The sequence below is a fragment of the Litchfieldia sinesaloumensis genome (genome assembly GCF_900156865.1).
Taxonomy (GTDB): Bacteria; Bacillota; Bacilli; order Bacillales; family Bacillaceae_L; genus Ferdinandcohnia; species Ferdinandcohnia sinesaloumensis.
The window spans coordinates 3,830,133-3,847,560 of the sequence record NZ_LT732529.1 but is presented as its reverse complement, the minus strand read 5'-3'; the positions used below and the strand labels follow the sequence as shown (position 1 = coordinate 3,847,560).

At 37.9% G+C, this 17,428-nt stretch carries 19 protein-coding genes and 1 other annotated feature; of the genes, 7 read left to right on the top strand and 12 right to left on the bottom strand.

Annotation, left to right across the window (positions count from 1 at the left end):
• Window positions 1-116 precede the first annotated feature (116 nt).
• Window positions 117-1,562 (bottom strand): N-acetylglucosamine-specific PTS transporter subunit IIBC, encoded by a 1,446-nt coding sequence (gene nagE / locus CZ490_RS18950; protein ID WP_077620327.1) that lies wholly within the window; start codon window positions 1,560-1,562, stop codon window positions 117-119.
• 305 nt (window positions 1,563-1,867) lie between these two features.
• On the opposite strand from nagE, the gene CZ490_RS22425 reads away from it, so the two are divergent.
• The 3 genes from CZ490_RS22425 (at window position 1,868) to CZ490_RS18940 (ending at window position 3,853) form a co-directional block, all read left to right on the top strand.
• Complete coding sequence (locus tag CZ490_RS22425; RefSeq protein WP_159439987.1) at window positions 1,868-2,017, top strand: hypothetical protein; 150 nt, start codon at window positions 1,868-1,870, stop codon at window positions 2,015-2,017.
• A gap of 335 nt (window positions 2,018-2,352) precedes the next feature.
• A complete protein-coding gene (locus CZ490_RS18945; protein WP_077620326.1) occupies window positions 2,353-2,868 on the top strand; it encodes a DUF3231 family protein in 516 nt (171 codons plus the stop codon).
• Window positions 2,869-3,022: 154 nt separating this feature from the next.
• Window positions 3,023-3,853, top strand: a complete 831-nt coding sequence (locus tag CZ490_RS18940) for a CAP domain-containing protein (protein WP_077620325.1) — start codon at window positions 3,023-3,025, stop codon at window positions 3,851-3,853.
• A gap of 52 nt (window positions 3,854-3,905) precedes the next feature.
• Here the strand turns inward: CZ490_RS18940 and tyrS are convergent, their stop codons facing one another.
• Both tyrS and CZ490_RS18930 read right to left on the bottom strand, forming a co-directional pair.
• A complete protein-coding gene (gene tyrS / locus CZ490_RS18935; RefSeq protein ID WP_077620324.1) occupies window positions 3,906-5,150 on the bottom strand; it encodes a tyrosine--tRNA ligase in 1,245 nt (414 codons plus the stop codon).
• A gap of 59 nt (window positions 5,151-5,209) precedes the next feature.
• Window positions 5,210-5,445: a binding site (T-box leader), on the bottom strand.
• A 109-nt stretch (window positions 5,446-5,554) separates the two neighbouring features.
• Window positions 5,555-6,406 carry a VOC family protein gene (locus tag CZ490_RS18930; protein WP_077620323.1) on the bottom strand — a complete coding sequence of 284 codons (852 nt, stop codon included), beginning with the start codon at window positions 6,404-6,406 and terminating at the stop codon, window positions 5,555-5,557.
• 131 nt (window positions 6,407-6,537) lie between these two features.
• On the opposite strand from CZ490_RS18930, the gene CZ490_RS18925 reads away from it, so the two are divergent.
• The 3 genes from CZ490_RS18925 to CZ490_RS18915 all read left to right on the top strand — a co-directional run bounded on the left by CZ490_RS18925 (window position 6,538) and on the right by CZ490_RS18915 (window position 8,313).
• Window positions 6,538-6,852 carry a winged helix-turn-helix transcriptional regulator gene (locus CZ490_RS18925; RefSeq protein WP_077620322.1) on the top strand — a complete coding sequence of 105 codons (315 nt, stop codon included), beginning with the start codon at window positions 6,538-6,540 and terminating at the stop codon, window positions 6,850-6,852.
• A 157-nt stretch (window positions 6,853-7,009) separates the two neighbouring features.
• Window positions 7,010-7,861: a LiaG family protein gene (gene liaG / locus CZ490_RS18920; RefSeq protein WP_077620321.1), complete on the top strand. Its 852-nt coding sequence runs from the start codon at window positions 7,010-7,012 to the stop codon at window positions 7,859-7,861.
• A 50-nt stretch (window positions 7,862-7,911) separates the two neighbouring features.
• Window positions 7,912-8,313: a DUF6220 domain-containing protein gene (locus tag CZ490_RS18915; protein WP_077620320.1), complete on the top strand. Its 402-nt coding sequence runs from the start codon at window positions 7,912-7,914 to the stop codon at window positions 8,311-8,313.
• A 47-nt stretch (window positions 8,314-8,360) separates the two neighbouring features.
• Here CZ490_RS18915 and CZ490_RS18910 read toward each other — a convergent pair whose 3' ends face one another.
• Entirely contained in the window at window positions 8,361-9,158 is a 798-nt protein-coding gene (locus CZ490_RS18910) for a polysaccharide deacetylase family protein (protein ID WP_159439986.1), read from the bottom strand.
• Between the two features lie 405 nt (window positions 9,159-9,563).
• On the opposite strand from CZ490_RS18910, the gene CZ490_RS22570 reads away from it, so the two are divergent.
• Window positions 9,564-9,731: a hypothetical protein gene (locus CZ490_RS22570; protein ID WP_200801606.1), complete on the top strand. Its 168-nt coding sequence runs from the start codon at window positions 9,564-9,566 to the stop codon at window positions 9,729-9,731.
• Between the two features lie 45 nt (window positions 9,732-9,776).
• Here the strand turns inward: CZ490_RS22570 and CZ490_RS18905 are convergent, their stop codons facing one another.
• From CZ490_RS18905 to CZ490_RS18870, 8 genes are all read right to left on the bottom strand, one after another.
• A complete protein-coding gene (locus tag CZ490_RS18905) occupies window positions 9,777-10,619 on the bottom strand; it encodes an SAM hydrolase/SAM-dependent halogenase family protein (RefSeq protein WP_077620318.1) in 843 nt (280 codons plus the stop codon).
• Window positions 10,620-10,690: 71 nt separating this feature from the next.
• Entirely contained in the window at window positions 10,691-11,260 is a 570-nt protein-coding gene (locus tag CZ490_RS18900; protein WP_234987319.1) for an undecaprenyl-diphosphatase, read from the bottom strand.
• 108 nt (window positions 11,261-11,368) lie between these two features.
• Window positions 11,369-12,820: a cardiolipin synthase gene (cls, locus tag CZ490_RS18895; protein WP_077620316.1), complete on the bottom strand. Its 1,452-nt coding sequence runs from the start codon at window positions 12,818-12,820 to the stop codon at window positions 11,369-11,371.
• A 187-nt stretch (window positions 12,821-13,007) separates the two neighbouring features.
• Window positions 13,008-13,865 (bottom strand): MBL fold metallo-hydrolase, encoded by an 858-nt coding sequence (locus CZ490_RS18890; protein WP_077620315.1) that lies wholly within the window; start codon window positions 13,863-13,865, stop codon window positions 13,008-13,010.
• Between the two features lie 114 nt (window positions 13,866-13,979).
• Window positions 13,980-15,218, bottom strand: coding sequence for an ABC transporter permease (locus tag CZ490_RS18885; protein WP_077620314.1), 1,239 nt, complete (start codon window positions 15,216-15,218; stop codon window positions 13,980-13,982).
• Window positions 15,211-16,137, bottom strand: coding sequence for an ABC transporter ATP-binding protein (locus tag CZ490_RS18880; protein WP_077620313.1), 927 nt, complete (start codon window positions 16,135-16,137; stop codon window positions 15,211-15,213). Before CZ490_RS18880 ends, CZ490_RS18885 begins: the two co-directional genes overlap by 8 nt.
• 142 nt (window positions 16,138-16,279) lie before the next feature.
• Window positions 16,280-16,759: a DUF1189 family protein gene (locus tag CZ490_RS18875; protein ID WP_142255402.1), complete on the bottom strand. Its 480-nt coding sequence runs from the start codon at window positions 16,757-16,759 to the stop codon at window positions 16,280-16,282.
• 72 nt (window positions 16,760-16,831) lie between these two features.
• Window positions 16,832-17,287: a flavin reductase family protein gene (locus CZ490_RS18870; RefSeq protein ID WP_200801648.1), complete on the bottom strand. Its 456-nt coding sequence runs from the start codon at window positions 17,285-17,287 to the stop codon at window positions 16,832-16,834.
• Between the last annotated feature and the right edge of the window lie 141 nt (window positions 17,288-17,428).

Here is a 17,428-nt window from a genome sequence, read left to right as displayed (position 1 = left end):
ACGTTTCTCTTTTCTGTGCACCACCTTAATTTTACTTTACTTTTCCCTTTTCATGATAAAATTATTGTGATTTGTATGTAAAAAAAGAACCGTCCTTCTTAGGACGGCCCTCATCATTAATTCTCTTTACGAATTTTATGAACCTCATCAGCAACGAATTGAACGTTGGTACCAACTATAACTTGGATGCTGTTTTTACCCACGATATTGATTCCCGGAACGCCAGTTGCTTTAATTTTCTTCTGATCGACTTTATCCATATCTTTCACTTCAAGTCGTAGGCGAGTTACGCAGTTATCAACAGACGTTACATTTTCATCTCCACCAAGCCCCTCATAAATTTGAGCTGCCATGGCTGCAAATTTAGATTTACCGTCTGTCTGTGAAGTAGCTTCGCCGGCTTCTTCATCCTCACGGCCAGGTGTTTTAAGATTGAATTTAACAATCAAGAAGCGGAATAAGAGATAATAGATAACTCCTATTACTAGCCCCTGTAGTAATAACATCCAAGGTTGATTAGCAATCGGATTTCGCAAACTTAAGAAAAAGTCAACAAAACCGGCACTAAACGCAAACCCTGCAGTCCATTGAAATGTTGCTGCAATAAACAATGAAATACCAGTTAAAGCTGCGTGAACAACATATAATGCAGGTGCTAAGAACATGAATGCAAATTCAAGTGGCTCTGTAACACCTGTAAAAAATGCTGCAAATGCTGCTGCCATTAATAATGAAGCAGCTTGTTTCTTTCTTGCTGTCTTTGCAGTGTGATACATCGCTAAAGCCGCAGCAGGTAATCCAAACATCATCACCGGGAAGAAACCAGCTTGATATCTACCAGTAACACCTTTTTCACCTGTACCACTTAAGAAATTATTGATATCGTTAATACCAGCCACGTCAAACCAGAATACGGAGTTTAACGCATGATGAAGACCTGTTGGGATTAATAATCTGTTAAAGAATCCATATAAACCAGCGCCTACTGCTCCTAAGTCCAGAATTCCTTTACCAAACGAAACCAATCCAGAATAGATTACCGGCCATACAAATAGCAAAATTAGGGAAGCAACTAGCATTGCAACCGATGTCATGATTGGAACCAGTCGCTTTCCACTAAAAAAGGCTAACGCATCTGGTAACTGTACATTACTAAAACGATTATACATAATAGATGCAATAATACCTGAGATAATTCCTATAAACTGATTGTTAATTTTTCCGAAAGCGGCATTTACTTCTCCTGGGTCAACCCCTTGAAGCATCGCTACTGTACCTGTCGAAAGTAATGTTGTTACTGTTAAGAACGCTACCAATCCACTTAATGCAGCTGACCCGTCTTTATCCTTTGACATTCCTAACGCTACACCTACTGCGAACAGGATTGACATGTTGTCAATAATCGATCCCCCTGCTTTGATTAAGAAAGCCGCAATTGGGCTTCCTCCACCCCAACCTTGAGGGTCAATCCAATACCCGATACCCATCAAGATGGCTGCTGCTGGTAATACTGCAACAGGTAACATCAATGAGCGACCAAGTTTTTGAAGATATTTCATCATGATGTACATTCCTCCTATATATTTTTTCCTTCTAGTCCTCTGAACAACTTCACTCTAAAAAATCAATGATTTCAAACAAGACAACGATTACAATTTAGTGTAACCAAAGGACATTAACTTAATTACAGCAGTTCATTTTACCACCATGATAAGAAGTTGTCTATACATGGTTTTTTTACACAATAACTACAATAAATCTATAAAAACAGTACTTTTTTACAAACACTATATTACTAAAGGTGTATAGCTGATGGGGGATTGTTATATTACACTAAGGATAAGCTTATGTGATTAGGAGGTCTTCCATGAAACAAGGTGATAAGGTTGTCTATAATAACGCTTTGTATGAAGTTGTCTTTGCGTATGAAAATGGGATGTATGAGATCAAACAAATGGAATTCCTATTCAAGGTAGAGCTCGTTAACGAGAGCGATCTCATACTAGTTGCTTGCTAATAAAGATATTCCCCCTTTCCAGAGGTCTATAAAAATCCATTGGATTTGCAACAATGGATTTTTCTGTTTCAACCAAATTTACAAAACCACACTACGTTTCCTTTCCATTGAGAGCCCCAGTTACCTCAGAAACTTGTCCTTAAAGTGTGAATACAACCCCTAAAAAATATATATGCCTTGATTGAGTAATTGATACTGAAGTTATTATCGTTATTTTCAGACGATATTTTGTCATTTTATTCTTCACATAAAACCCTATCCTCCTGCGAATTCTAATTATGTCTTCTCAAAAAGAAGGTGATGTTATGAGAACGCAAAAATTGAGGAGGATGATGATGGGAATTCTAAGCGGAAATCCAAAAGAAGAGCCATTGCACTACGGTGAAGTTTTTAGTGTATGGTCACATTTATTAGCTGCAAAAGGAATGGTTTCAGCTTACCAAACCTTACTTAACCATACAGGTGATGAAGATCTAAGAAAGCTTCTCGAAGACATACTTGAAAATGGCCTTAAGATGGAAATAGAAGAAATTGAAATAGTTCTAAAAGAAAATGGTGTTGGCCTACCTCCAGCACCTCCAGAACGACCAAATGCATGCCTTGAAAATATACCTCCAGGTGCACGTTTCACTGACCCCGAAATTGCTGCAAAAGTTTCAGCTGATATAGCAGCAGGACTTGTAACGTGTAGTACGATTATTGGTCAATCCATTCGGGAAGATATCGCAACAATGTACGGCCAGTTTCATATGAAGAAGGCCCAATTCGGTGCAAAAGCACTACGCTTAAACAAAGAAAAAGGATGGTTAGTACCTCCTCCCCTTCATATCAATAATGCTGAAGGTTGCTAAATAATCAGTGAGGCAGATTCTTTTTGAATCTGTCTTTTTTGTTAAATATTACACTGTGCTCGATTAGGCTTTCTCTTTTATTACCACCAATACTTTTGTTTGGATGATGGCAAAATATGAAGGTAAATCGAATTAAGCAAAGGAGGAATTAATCTTGCACAGATTTACAAAAACAGGTTTCGCGATTCTTGGTTCTGCCATACTTTTATTGTCTGGCTGTAACAACACTGATAACAATAATGCAGCAGACCAAGACCGCTCCGCAAATGTAGAAAATGTAAATAACGGCCATCTCATTAAACAAGATCGTCCGTATCGGACATCCATGTCTAGTGATAGATATCCACATACATCAAGTGTTCAACATTCACAGGGAGAACGAAAATATTTTCGTTTCATTAATAAAAAAATTGTTGTACAGCATCCAAATGGGAACTATCAATATTCTGGAGGCCCCAATAACGCAGTGCCTCCACCTACCAATAATGCACCGGCACAGGATAATCAAAGCAGACAAGGAGCTCCTACCGAGCAACAACGTCAGCCAGAGGCACAAAAGCCTGCACCTACTCCTGCACCAGCCCCTACTAATCAAGGGACAGCCGGAATAAGTCAATTTGAAAGACAGGTAATAGACCTAACAAATGCACAACGTAAGAAAAACGGCTTGCCAGCTCTTCAAACTGATACATCCTTGAGCAAGGTTGCAAAAACAAAATCGAATGATATGCAGCAAAAAAATTATTTTTCCCACACAAGTCCGACTTATGGTTCTCCATTTGATATGATTAGGGACTTCGGAGTGTCATACAAGACTGCAGGTGAGAATATTGCAAAAGGGCAATCTTCCCCTGAAGCCGTTGTAAACGCATGGATGAATAGTGAGGGACATCGTAAAAACATTCTAAATCCAGATTTCACTCATATCGGAGTGGGTCATCAAGCAAGCGGTAACTACTGGACACAAATGTTTATTGGAAAATAACATCTGATTGAAGAGAAAATGGGGCGACATCACAAATGCCACCCCATTTTCATTATTTTTTTATTTTAGCAAACTTTCGCTTACCAACTTGAATAATTAAGTCATTTTCCACTTCAACTTCTAGATGGATTTCCTCCACCTTTTCTCCGTTTAGTTTTACTCCACCGTTTTGAATCATCTTTCGGGCTTCACCTTTAGATTTTTGTAAATCCAATTGAACTAGAAGGTCAATGATTGAAATCGTATCCCCACCAGACCAAAGGACCTCAGGGATATCTTCTGGAATTACTCCCTTTTGAAAAACTGTCTTAAAATGTTCTTCTGCCTGCTGTGCCGCCTCTTCTCCATGGTACATTCTCACGATTGTTCTTCCTAAAAGCATTTTAGCATCACGCGGGTGTAGAGTACCGTTTTGGATGTTTTCTTTGATTTCATTTTTTTCTTCTAATGATAAGTCGGTGATTAAATCAAAGTATTTCGCCATCATTTCGTCTTGGATGGACATCGTCTTTCCATACATTTCATTTGGTGCCTCATCAACACCAATATAGTTATTTTTAGACTTCGACATCTTTTCAACACCATCAAGACCCTCTAATAATGGGAGAAGGATGACGACCTGCTTTTCTTTTCCAAAATGCTCTTGTAAATGTCTTCCCATTAAAACGTTAAAATGCTGATCATTTCCGCCCAGCTCGATATCACTTTCTAACTCAACAGAGTCATATCCCTGCATGAGAGGGTAGAAAAATTCGTGAAGTGATATAGGCTTACCAGTAGCCAAGCGCTCCGAGAAATCATTTCTTTCAAGAAGACGCGCAACAGTTATACTTGCAGCTAGGTTGATAATATCCTCAAACTGTAGTGAAGATAGCCATTTTGAATTATAATGAAGCTCAACCTTCTCCGTATCTAGTACTTTTCCAAACTGCTCGAAGTATGTTCTTGCATTATGTTTAACCTCTTCATCTGTCAGCTGCTTTCTAGCAATAGACTTTCCGGTTGGATCACCGATTTTCCCTGTGAAGTCACCAATTAATAACTGAACCACGTGGCCGTTTTCCTGAAACTGCTTTAATTTATTTAAGACAACTGTATGGCCTAGGTGAACATCAGGAGCAGATGGATCGAGGCCTAATTTTACTTTTAATGGTTTGTTTGTCACAATGGACTTTGCAATTTTCTGCTTTAACTCATATGCAGGGACAACTTCCTGAATACCGTTTGTATAAATGGCAAATTGCCTTTCTAGTTCGACTTTTTGATCGGCTGTAAGCTGTTCGATAAAATTTTCCATTATCTTTTCCTCCTTAGTAATTTTTCTTATTAAAAAACACAAAAAACCACGCCCCTACTAAAAGGGACGTGGTTGCACGCGGTACCACCCTTGTTGAAGATACGTTATCTTCCGCTCAATCGAATTAACGGCTCGTCCGTTCTTTGCTAGTTTCCATACTCAATATATAAGTTTATGGGTTCACAAAGAAAGTTCAAGGAGGTAATTCACAGTTAACTATGTTCCGGTTTGCACCAACCACCGGCTCTCTGCAACAGGGAGATAAACCGCTACTCATTCCTATCATCACTATATGTTTATTAATATAATGGCTATTTTATCGGATAATTCACTATTTAACAAGCTAGAACCTACTTCCTTTTTCTTCATTGAGGATCAGGAATTGATTTTGGGGTACGGTTAGTTTACGCAACAACAAGTTTTATTTTGTTCTGAGAAGGATCTTTTGTAAATAAAACACCATCTTCCTCCTCGATATTTGCACCGATTTTCTTTAGGTTTTCAACAGTTGATTGAATGGCAGCTTCAGTTGGAAATACAAGTGTGAATTGTTTGATACCTGCACTATTTTCAGATGGTGCAGGTGAGCCTACGCCATTCCATGTGTTAAGCCCAATATGATGGTGATATCCACCAGTTGAAATGAACAATGCCATCCCTCCGTAACGAGTCACCACATCAAACCCTAGACCTTTCGTATAATATTCCTCTGTTTTAACCAAGTCTGAGACATGCATATGAATGTGTCCCATTACCGTTTCCTTTGGAAGGCCATTCCATTTTTCGCCATTTGCAGCAGCAAGTACACCTTGACCATCTAATGGCTCTGTCACCATTTTCACTTCGCCATTAGACCATTCCCATTCTGTGTCAGGACGGTCCGCATAGATTTCAATGCCGTTCCCATCTGGGTCATCTAAGTATAAGGCTTCACTTACCGCATGGTCAGATGCGCCAATCGGAACATTATTTTGGACTAAGTGAAATAACACCTTACCAAGATCAGCGCGAGTAGGTAAAAGCAGTGCGAAATGGTAAAGTCCTGTTTTGCGCGGTTCTTTTGGTGTGATATTGTCTGGTTGCTCAATCGATACCAATGGCGTCTTACCGTCAGCTGTTAAAAGCACCTTTTTCTCCTGTTGTTCTAATACTTTAAAACCAATTATATTTTCATAAAAAGATAAAGATCGTTGTAAATCAGTTACCTTTAATTCTACAAGTTCAACAAATGTATATGGTGGACGTTGATATTTCATTTTGTGCCTCCTATTAACTTTTATTTACTTACTTTATGTAAGTAATTATATTTTTGTAATCATATTATGTCAAGTTAGTTTATTATTTCTTACAATGCGTTATAATATATGTTTATAGAGGTGAAGAAAATATGGATACAAATGTAATTTGTCCTAAATTTGAAAAAGCTATGAATTTACTAGGTCAACGCTGGACGGGACTTTTAATATATCAACTCCTCTCCGGTCCACAGCGCTTTTGCACGATTGAATCTTCAATAGGAATAAGCGGAAGAGTCCTTTCAGAAAGACTTAAGGATCTAGAAAATCAAGGAATTGTAAAAAGACATGTTTACCCGGAAACTCCTGTTCGCATTGAATACTCGTTAACCGAAAAGGGTTTAGCACTAAAGCCTCTAATGGATGAAATTCAAAAATGGTCACAGGACTGGGTTAAAATAGATTAAATCATCAACGTAGAGCAGATTGTAACTTACACAATCTGCTTTTTTTATACGCCTCAGGTCGTATTTGGAAATATATCGGTAGTTCGTTACATAGCAATGATTCTTCCAGTACCATAAGGATAGAACAATTACTTAAATAAAAAGGTAGGTTAGAAAAATGAAGAAAATCATCATCATATTTTTCATTCTAATTGGAGTTTATTTACTAATGACAAATCTTTATCGCATTCCATGGCTCCCTTTTGGAAATTCCGGAGATTCGGCCCAAGTTACTGAGAAGATTGATGAAATTGAAATCGATATATCATCAATTAGTACGAAGGTTGTGCCAGATAACCGCGAGGATGTAAAAGCCGAATTGCAAGGTAGAGGAGAAGTTCATGTTTCAAAGAGTGGAGATTCAATAGAAGTAAGCTATGAGCGTGGTTTTTTAAACTGGGGCTGGTTCCCTTTCTTTGATCGCACCGAACTAACTGTGTATATTCCGGAAGATTTTGACCGTAATCTCTCACTTAGAGTCGGCTCTGGTCATATGGAGTTTGATGGTTCAACTATGAAACTTAGCGAACTCTCAGCAGATGTTCATTCCGGAAATTTCAGATTACAAAACCTTACTGTTGACTCTTTCACACATAATGTTGCTTCAGGAAATTCTAGAGTCGAGACGATAACAACCAATAACGGTGAAATTGAAGTTCGTTCTGGGAATGTAACAGTAGATGAGTATAAAGGAAAACTTGAGGCTGAGGTACGCTCTGGTCGATTAAAAGCAACCATTGCCGAACTGAATGATTCGATTGATGCAAGTGTTCGATCAGGTGCATTTGACCTTGATTTACCAAATAATGCTGACTTCACGTTAAACGGTAAAGCAAGTAGCGGCTACATCTCAAACGACTTATCCCTTGATGAATCAGTAAGAAATAAAGGAAGTATTCAAGGTACATATGGTGCAGGTACCTATGATGTAAATATTGAAGTAAGAAGTGGAAAAGTAAGTATTAAATAGATTAAAACGCCCTCTTGATGGGCGTTTTTCTAAGAAGGGATGAATACCTAGTGGAACAAACCACCTTAACTACACGGATTCGAGTTGGCCAAGGCCTTTATATAACTTTAGCATTCTTATTTGCACTTTTTGTGATTGCACAGGTTTTTACCGCTGGAATGGCAATCTTTGTAGGAGCAGAAAATTGGTTAAAACACACAACACTCGTTCATATCTTAGGACTGAATGTACCCATACTCATGCTGATAACTGCCATTATTGGAAAAATGCCTCGTTGGGCTTTTTGGTACGTATTAGGTATTGCCTCTTTGGTTTTTGGTATGTACTTTAGTGCTAATTTCATACGTGTTACACCATGGGTCGGAGCACTACACCCAGTTCTAGCTCTGATATTATTCATTATATCGGTTAGTGTTGTCATCGATACTTGGAAGCACATAATGAAAAAGTAAATAAATAGAATCGTAGGCTGTATCTTTATTAGCCTACGATTCTGTCTTTATTGATAGGCCGGTTTTCCAAGCATTGTTTCTAAGTCCACCAATTCAAAACCCTGTCTCTGTAATTCTTCAATGATTCTTGGCAAAGCCTCATATGTATCGTACTCGTCAGTATCCGTGTGCATGAGAATGATATCGCCATTACGGATGTTCTCAACTACATTTGAATAGATTACATCTGTGCTATTCTGAGCCCAATCAAGTGTATCAATAGACCAAAGGATAATTGAATAATTATTTTCCTTCGCTACGTTTGCCACTAATGCATTCGTCTCTCCAAAAGGTGTCCTTATCAAGGCTGGCTCTTTACCGATAATTGATTCAATTACATTCCCCGCTTGCTTGAGTTCGTTGTGAATTTCTGCTATCCCCAATTTATCTAGTTCGACATGGTTATAGCTATGACTTAGGATAAGATGCCCGTTTTTATATGCCTTCTCCACGATTTCCGGATACTTTTCCGCTTCTTTTCCCAAAAAGAAAAAATTCCCCTTTACCCCATATTTATTCAAAACGTCAATAACCGCTGGAGTCACTTCAAGATCTGGTCCATCATCAAATGTTAAAGCGACTTGTTTTTTATTTGGACCATTGATAAACACATTATCTTGAGATTTTGAGAATTCTAAGATATCCTTCCGCCATTTTTGCATAGATGTGAAAGCCTTTTTTCCTAGAACTGGAGATTCTCCCACAATTTCAAGTAAGTATTCGTACTTCCAAGAACCTTCATCAGTAGACCTTGATTCAGAATCAGGCTTTTCCCTTTTCTCCAAATTGTGGTTACTATGCGCCATCTCCTCTACCTCTTTAGGTTCCTTCAAATCACAAGAAGATAATACACATACCGAGCATATAATGAAAAGCAAAATGAACCTTTGGACCATGATTATGCCCCCTTCTCTTTTTCTTGGCATCCAAATACTTTGAAGAAAAAATTATTTTAACACATTCTAAAAATAGTAATGACAAAATTTTCAATCTATTTTATTATTAGAATAAGAAAAGCATATCTTACCAGTATGTGAAACTTGCACAAGACAAAATATTCAATGTAAAATAATAATATAATGATATATTTAAGAGTATAATCTTCATAATTATAGGATATAACTTTAATCAGTTGAAAATAAACTCATACTGATTATGTTTGTTTTTTTAGCCTCTAAATAAATAAGAAGAACCCTGAGAGGAGAATTGCCATGACCACCAATAACGATACCAAAAAAGAGATCGCGGTTAATTCAACTGTCCAACTAAAAGGGATAGTAAAAGCCATTTTTAACGATTCCATCCACGTGCAAATCGGAGGAAAAATTATTACACTCCCTGCTTCAAATCTTTTAAAGCAAAATAAGCCACTAACTTAAACCGACAAAACACCGTTTAAAATGTGAACGGTGTTTTTTTATGTATTATTGCTTTTTCCTTATTGTAATCGTCCAGTCTGCACCCGTTCCAATTTGGTACTTTTCTGCAAAGGACTCTTGATTAAGGGCAACCGCCATTTTATCTAATGAGTTTACGTAGATTAATGGTTCGCCAAGCTCACTATCAGCGAAGGAACGTCCATATTTCATTGTGCTTTTATAGACATTCCTTCCATCATGATTAATAAGAACATCGAACAGATCGCCATACTTATATTCTAGTTGAAGAAAATGGTCCCTATTAATATTGGTCCACAGATTTCCGAAACGAACATCTAGAATATCAATATTTCCGATGACTGAATCATTATCAACACTTACCTCAAACATAGACAATTCCACTAAAGACTCAACCTGAACAGTGGGGCCAACCTCCTCATACGTAATAACATGAGAAGCAAGCCTTGCTCCAGTGTATGCATATACATCCCTACCATGAAAGGTGTATGATTCTCCAGAATGAGGCAAACGGTTCTTGTCTTCATCAATAATCCTTGCCTCTTTGATCCCAAATGTATGTTTTACATGGGTGATTGTTCCATTATCAGGTGTCACTATATAGTGATTGGTTTCCGTCTTCACCACTATGCTTAAACGATCGGAACCAACACCAGGATCAACCACTGAAACAAAGACAGTACCCTCTGGCCAATACTTAATAGTCTGGAAAAGACGATAAGAACCATCCCAGATGTTAAAAGGCGTGATATCATGAGTAAGGTCAAATATAGGGAGAGTTGGGTTCACCGATAAGGCAACACCATACATTGCACTTACGGCTCCGTCTCCAATTCCAAAGTCAGTCTGCAATACTAAATGATTATTCATCAACTATTCCTCCCTTATACTGCCCTTCATTTATGATCTGAAAGTCAGAAATCACGTCCTAAAAATACGAATCATACGTTTTTCTCTTTTGTTGTAGGCATTTCGATCTCTTTTTTTCGTATTAATAACCTGAACCTGCTTTTTGACAACGTAACATGTAAAAGAAAAGCTGACAGCATGGCAAGCAATGCAGCTACTACGATATCGCCAGGATAATGGACTCCCACCCATATCCGCGCAAATCCTACCAAACATGCAAGTGTCATCCAAAGATATCTACCTGGTTTCTTAAATAAGAAAATAGTGAAACAAACGGCAAAGAATATCATCGTATGGTCACTTGGAAATGAATTATCCACTGCCTTCTCAATTAATTGATTGACATTAGGCAATTCAGCAAATGGCTGTTTATTGGTATGAAACAGCCCCGCCACTCTTCCAAGTAGTACTGCTATTCCAACTGAAAGCAAGGCACTAACGACCATCATGCGATTTTTTTTACCCATTATTAAAAAGATAATTATAGCGAGAATAAGGAAATACAACGTATAATTTGCAATTAAAATCATCGGTTGATTCAAAAACGATAGATCCTCACTTAACCCATTAATACTGTAAAATACTTCTGTATTAATCTTCATTAGATTCAAATATATTCCCCCTTTAAACCTACCTATATGTAGTGAATGTTGAATAAAAAAATCGATGGAGCCCATACAGTGATGTACGCCCATCGAAAAAATGATTTACTACAGGATTGGTGATAGTAGTCTTGAGATGGATTCTTTGAATTTTATATTAGCGCCTCTTTTTCCATATTCTTCGTACGTCAAGAGTTTCGATTGTTTAATATCTTGTCTAAAAATTTCTGTAAGCTCTTTTGATATATGTTCATCATATAAAAATGCGTTTACTTCAAAGTTTAATCGGAAGCTTCTCACGTCGATATTAGCAGTACCCACTGAAGAAATCTCCTCATCAACAATGAGCGTTTTTGAATGGATAAAGCCATTGCTATATATGTACACATTCGCCCCAACAGGGAGTAATTCTCCAATATGGGAAAGGGTTGCCCAATAAACGAAAGGGTGGTCAGGTTTATCAGGAATCATAATATTTACTTTTACGCCTGAAAGACATGCCACTCGAAGAGCATCAAGCAAACTCTTATCCGGAATAAAATAAGGTGTTTGCATATAGATTGATTTTTTCGCCGAGTAAATCATTTTAATATAGGCATTCTTAATCTGTTCAAACTCTGAATCAGGACCACTTGTTACAATCTGAATCCCGACGTTACCCAGTCTGACATTCTCGATCGGAAATAATTCCGGATCATACATAATATCAAAGTCACGAGAGGCCTGGTTCCAATCTAAAATAAAGCGGGCCTGCATAGTATCAACTGCATTTCCTCTGATTCTCAAATGTGTATCACGCCAATAACCAAATCTAGAATTCAACCCTAAGTACTCATCACCTACATTAAATCCACCAACATACCCAACCTTACCATCAATAATCACTAGCTTACGGTGGTTTCGGAAGTTCATCCGTAAGTTAATAAATCTAAGTTTTGACGGAAAGAAGACCTCGACTATACCGCCCGCTTCACGGAACTCTTTAAAAAATCGTTTTGTCAATGCTCTTGAACCTAATTCATCATAGAGCACCCTGACCATAACACCCTCTTTTGCCTTCTTTGTTAAGTGTGCCATTAATTTACGACCAAGATTATCATTTTTAATAATATAATATTGCAAATGAATGGATTCCTTTGCGTCCTCGATATCTTGAAATAAACGTCTGAATTTTTCCTGTCCGTCTGTAAAAACCTCAACCGCATTATTTTTTGTAAACAACGCTTGGTCATTTACAAGATTCATATATATAAGATCTTGGTTATCTTCTGTTACTCGATCACTAAATTGAAATTTCCGTGTCCGTAACAGTTCCTTTTGTTTCTCTAAAACTTCTTCAATTCCACTCTTTTTTAAGTCATCCCATTGAAAAAGATGATCGCGTGTTAAATTTCGGCCTAATAATAAATACAACATAAAACCGGCTACTGGTATAAAGAATAATACTAATAACCAAGCCCAAGTCGAACTCGCATCTCTTCTTTCACGAAAAATGACAACTACGGCAAAAACAATGTTTAATACCATAACTAACCCTAATAATAACGAAGAGATATTCACATTTTTCCCTCTCTCACCGATTCATTCTACTATTCAATATACTATATAAGAGACTGTTTATGAAATATTTTTGCAATACTCAGAACGTTAGATATGCTAATTTACGTTTTATTGTCGTTCTATCTATTTTATGTGGATAAGCTTAAGTAGAAGAAACCTGGCTCTTTTTGATAGCCAGGTTTCCTTTCTAATGGATATTTTTGTCTATATAGCGTCCATAGTCTGGAACCGCAATGTTGTCAAAATCTCTAACTAGTCTCGATAAAGATTCTTCCAAGTATTGACCTGTCATTGGTAGACCGTGTCCCGTAATTGCGACAACCGGCTTTAGTTCCGCTAGTGTTTCTACGGACTTTTTCGATGCTTGCCAATCCGTTGTTAAATATCGTGGTGGTCCACTGATCTCCTGCTCCTGTGTCATAACTTTATACAGCGATTCTTGTTTCACTGTCACAAAGGCATCCCCAACAATTAAGGCACGATCCTTTTCACGGAAAAAGGAAACATGTCCCGGTGCATGACCCGGGGTATGGATCCAACGAAAATCCGGTAGATGTGGTACTGTTCCATCAGCTGGTAATTTTTCTACATGACTCCCTAACTGAATTGGCTCATTTGGAAAGAGCGGTGACATTTTCGCGACCATTCCACCCTCAACAGTAGGGTCTGGTTCTGGATAGCTTTTTTGGCCAGTTAAAAACGGTATTTCTAGCTCATGCGCATATACAGGCACATTCCAATGCTCTATTAGTTCGATAATGGCACCCACATGATCAAAATGGCCGTGAGTTAACAGGATTGCTTTCGGGCGACTATCTTTTCCGAAACGATCGCTACACACCTCAATTATTTCCTCAGCGGAACCTGGCATTCCCGCATCAACAATTACGTAATCGGATGAATTAGGCTCACCAATTGCTATAAAGTTTACGATTTGGATGGTATATGTATAGATATCCGGTAATACCTGAATCCCGACCCCACTCCCAATGGATGTTGCCGGGATAAATTTATAATCACTTCCGTATTGCATGTCCTTCTCCATATAAATCCTCCTAAACATTTCACATAGTGTTAGTGTCTCACAGGACCATTTTTTTATTTATTTAAAAAAAGTGAAGAAGGACACTTATCCAAGTTTACAAATTGATAAATTACCTTATGAACGTATCCACTTCCAAATTTCCTTAGGTGTGGCATTCTTACCATACATAAGGATACCTGTTTTAAATATCTTCCCTGCTAGCTTCATACATAACCAAATGCTAATAGCTAATATCACCAACGATATCATAATCTCAATCCACGGCCACTCTTCTAGGAAGGTGAGACGTAATAATAAAATACCTGGTGATGTAAACGGAATATAAGAGCCGATTTGAGCAATAAGGCCACTTGGATCTCCAATAACCGGTCCAATAAATACAAACGGTAGAAATGGCAACATCATGACCATCCCTTGAAAATTACCTGCTGACGACATATCTGCCATCGTTGCACCAACCCCGACAAACATCGCAGCAAACAAGAGATACCCCATAATCGCAATCAATACAAACAGCAGAAGCTCTGGACCCATTAAATATTCTAAAATTGGAATATCTAGTTTCCAAATCGCTATCGGTATTCCGAACCCAAGAAACACAACTGCTTGAATCATACCTAGAATAAAATAGCCAATTATTTTCCCTTGCATTAATTCACCAGGAGTGAGAGACGATAACACAATTTCCGCAACCTTATCCTTCTTTTCCTGTGATGCACTTTGAAAAATATACATCCCAGAAAATATAATGGATAACAGAATAATCCCTGCAAAAGCTCCCGGAATTACGCGTTCTAATGGGTCTTCACCTACTGTATTAGACTCTTCTTCAACAGTAGTCTCTGTTTCCTCAATTGAGGTTTCCTCAAAGGTTAGTTGTTTGGAGACTGCTGCTAGTTGTTCATTTGAAAGCCCTAGCTTTTCCATTTGTAAAGTCTTTAACGGAACTTCTAAAACACGAACCTGATTCATGAAAAATGGACTTATCTCATCACTCGTTTGAACCGGAATCACACCATCATCAAAAGACTCTTGCTCAAAGGAGATAAATGCAGTATTATCGGTCTCCTTCAATTCTGCGGTTATGTCTTCTTTACTCTTGTCTGTGGTCTCAAGTTCCCAATTAAGCTCTTGTATAGCAACTGTTTCCTCAACAATGCCAAAAACACCTATCTCATCATGAATGAGTACAGTGGTTGCTGGTTCTTCATCACCTTCTGAATCGCCAAATAAACTTCCAATGAACATAAACGCTAAGAATAAAGCAGGCGTTAAAAACAAACCAATTAAAAAGGACTTATTCTTCATATTCCTTTTTATTTCCCATTTTGCGACTTTTAAGGCATTACGCATGTAGAGTAGCCTCCTCTCGCAACAAATTCTTGTCAGTTGCAATATCGATGAATATCTCATGCAAAGAGATACGATCGATCGATAACTCATTAATTTCAAGTTGGTCTGGTAAATGCTTTAACCAACTCGCTACCTGAACATCCTTTGACAGGTACAAAATTGAAAGTTCATCTTGCTGCTCAACTCGTTGTACTTCTGGAAGGTCTTGAAGTATTTCCAAATCATTCTTACCACGGATCGTACATTTGAAGTTGGCATACTCCTTTTTCACATTATCCATCGAACCATAAATGACCTTTTGTCCCCGATGGATAAGAAATAAGCGATCACACATTTCCTCTACTAAGTTCATCTGATGGGACGATAATAAAATAGCAGTGCCATTTTTAGCAAGGCTCCGTATCTCTTCCTTAAATAATTCCTGACTTACAGGATCAAGCCCTGAAAAAGGTTCGTCTAAGATAAGGAACTCTGGTTCATGTAAGATTGAAGCGATAAATTGCACCTTCTGCCCCATACCTTTAGATAATTCTTCAACCGACGAATTTTCCTTACCTTCTAACCCAAACTTTTTTAAATAAGCAAGAGCACGTTCTTTGGCCTTTTTCAAAGGATAGTCCTTTAGCTCCGCAAAGTACAGGAGGATATCCATAACCTTGACATTTTTATAGAGCCCACGTTCCTCAGGTAAATACCCAATCGTATTTCGAGGTATTTCCTTATGCCCCTGGAAGGTGACCGAACCTTCGTCTGGATACATAATCCCCATAATATTACGGATTGTTGTTGACTTCCCCGCCCCATTCGGGCCGAGAATCGCCATAATTTCCCCTTTAAACACTTCGAAGGATATATCTTTTAATACCTCTACATTTTTGAAGGACTTTCTCATACCCACTACTTTCAGAAAAGCTTCCATTCGTGTTCCTCCTTTATAGACTAGCCTAGGAGACTATTGCCTTAATAATCTAGCTTTTTCGTTACATTAGGTATGTACGGTTATTCCTGCAAAAAGTTTCAAGTTTTTTCCCAATAAAAAAGAACCGGGATACCGGTCCTCTCTAACGTGTTTTTACTCTTCTCGGATAATGAAAAATCATTCGTAAGATTGTGTAAAACAACAATACATATATAACTGTATTTACAATCCAATGGGTTCCAATCAGTACATTGGCGACCGAAAAAATGATAATCGGTTTTGTTAAGGCAAACGCGCACATTTTCCATAGAAATTGAAATTTCAAATGGCGGTGTACGAGTTTACTTACACCTACGCCTATACCTGCTAATACGGAAATCCCCGCGATCCCTAAAAATAGCATCAGAAACGGGTAAAAAAGAAGGATTTGGATGATATAGATATTCTGAGGAATCTCACTTTCCTTATAAGAGTCATCCAAAAGTAAATTAATTTCAATTGGTAATGCGATAACCAACAGCAATGATAGTAGAAAAAGAATCGTATGTCTCATTTCCAGCTTATTCAGCCGCTTCATCGCTGCCTTGTTCGGCAATCGCAAACTATCTATAAATGTCGACATGAGTTTCACATATAGCCACTCGCTTCTTCATAAATATACCTTTGGCGTTAGTGAAGGAAAGGTATCTAAACATTATTTGTAAAATTCGTCAGGTATTCTATCAAACTTGCGGTTATGGTAAAGTAACGGTGGTTTACTGTCGTTTTCAACCTTGACTACTTCACCAATTAGAATCATATGGTCACCAGCTTCGACCGTTTTAATTGTTTTACAGTGTAACACACCCGCAGCGCCCTTAAGAATTGGAAGATTATTATCAGACATCTCCCATTCACAGTTACCAAAACGATCAGTACCTTTACTTGCAAAGAGAGCACATATATCTGCTTGGTCACCAGCCAATACATGCACTGCAAATTTATCAGTTTTAGTAAAGATATCATAAGTAGAAACTCTCTTATCAATCGACCATAAAATCAATAATGGATCTAATGAAACAGAGGCAAATGAGTTTACTGTAAGCCCAAGCGGCACCCCATTTTCATCAGTCGTTGTAACAACCGTTACGCCAGTTGGATAATTACCCATTACGTCTTTAAAAGTCTGCACTTTTGTCTGATTATCCAATGTTCGAACCCCTTTCTCTACGATGAAATGCATTTATTTGACTTTTGAAAAAATTCATTTTCAGTTCAACCAATTGTCTTAACTATATCATGATTGCCGTGA

Coding starts and splice junctions, on each gene's coding strand:
- liaG (WP_077620321.1), top strand. CDS start 7,010: ATGAAGAAAATCATCATCATATTTTTCATTCTAATTGGAGTTTATTTA.
- CZ490_RS18885 (WP_077620314.1), bottom strand. CDS start 15,218: ATGCGTAATGCCTTAAAAGTCGCAAAATGGGAAATAAAAAGGAATATG.
- CZ490_RS18925 (WP_077620322.1), top strand. CDS start 6,538: ATGGATACAAATGTAATTTGTCCTAAATTTGAAAAAGCTATGAATTTA.
- CZ490_RS18905 (WP_077620318.1), bottom strand. CDS start 10,619: ATGAATAATCATTTAGTATTGCAGACTGACTTTGGAATTGGAGACGGA.
- nagE (WP_077620327.1), bottom strand. CDS start 1,562: ATGATGAAATATCTTCAAAAACTTGGTCGCTCATTGATGTTACCTGTT.
- CZ490_RS18870 (WP_200801648.1), bottom strand. CDS start 17,287: ATGGGTAATTATCCAACTGGCGTAACGGTTGTTACAACGACTGATGAA.
- CZ490_RS18910 (WP_159439986.1), bottom strand. CDS start 9,158: ATGGCGCATAGTAACCACAATTTGGAGAAAAGGGAAAAGCCTGATTCT.
- CZ490_RS18890 (WP_077620315.1), bottom strand. CDS start 13,865: ATGGAGAAGGACATGCAATACGGAAGTGATTATAAATTTATCCCGGCA.
- CZ490_RS18945 (WP_077620326.1), top strand. CDS start 2,353: ATGGGAATTCTAAGCGGAAATCCAAAAGAAGAGCCATTGCACTACGGT.
- CZ490_RS18875 (WP_142255402.1), bottom strand. CDS start 16,759: ATGTCGACATTTATAGATAGTTTGCGATTGCCGAACAAGGCAGCGATG.
- CZ490_RS18880 (WP_077620313.1), bottom strand. CDS start 16,137: ATGGAAGCTTTTCTGAAAGTAGTGGGTATGAGAAAGTCCTTCAAAAAT.
- CZ490_RS22425 (WP_159439987.1), top strand. CDS start 1,868: ATGAAACAAGGTGATAAGGTTGTCTATAATAACGCTTTGTATGAAGTT.
- CZ490_RS22570 (WP_200801606.1), top strand. CDS start 9,564: ATGACCACCAATAACGATACCAAAAAAGAGATCGCGGTTAATTCAACT.
- CZ490_RS18930 (WP_077620323.1), bottom strand. CDS start 6,406: ATGAAATATCAACGTCCACCATATACATTTGTTGAACTTGTAGAATTA.
- CZ490_RS18900 (WP_234987319.1), bottom strand. CDS start 11,260: ATGAAGATTAATACAGAAGTATTTTACAGTATTAATGGGTTAAGTGAG.
- tyrS (WP_077620324.1), bottom strand. CDS start 5,150: ATGGAAAATTTTATCGAACAGCTTACAGCCGATCAAAAAGTCGAACTA.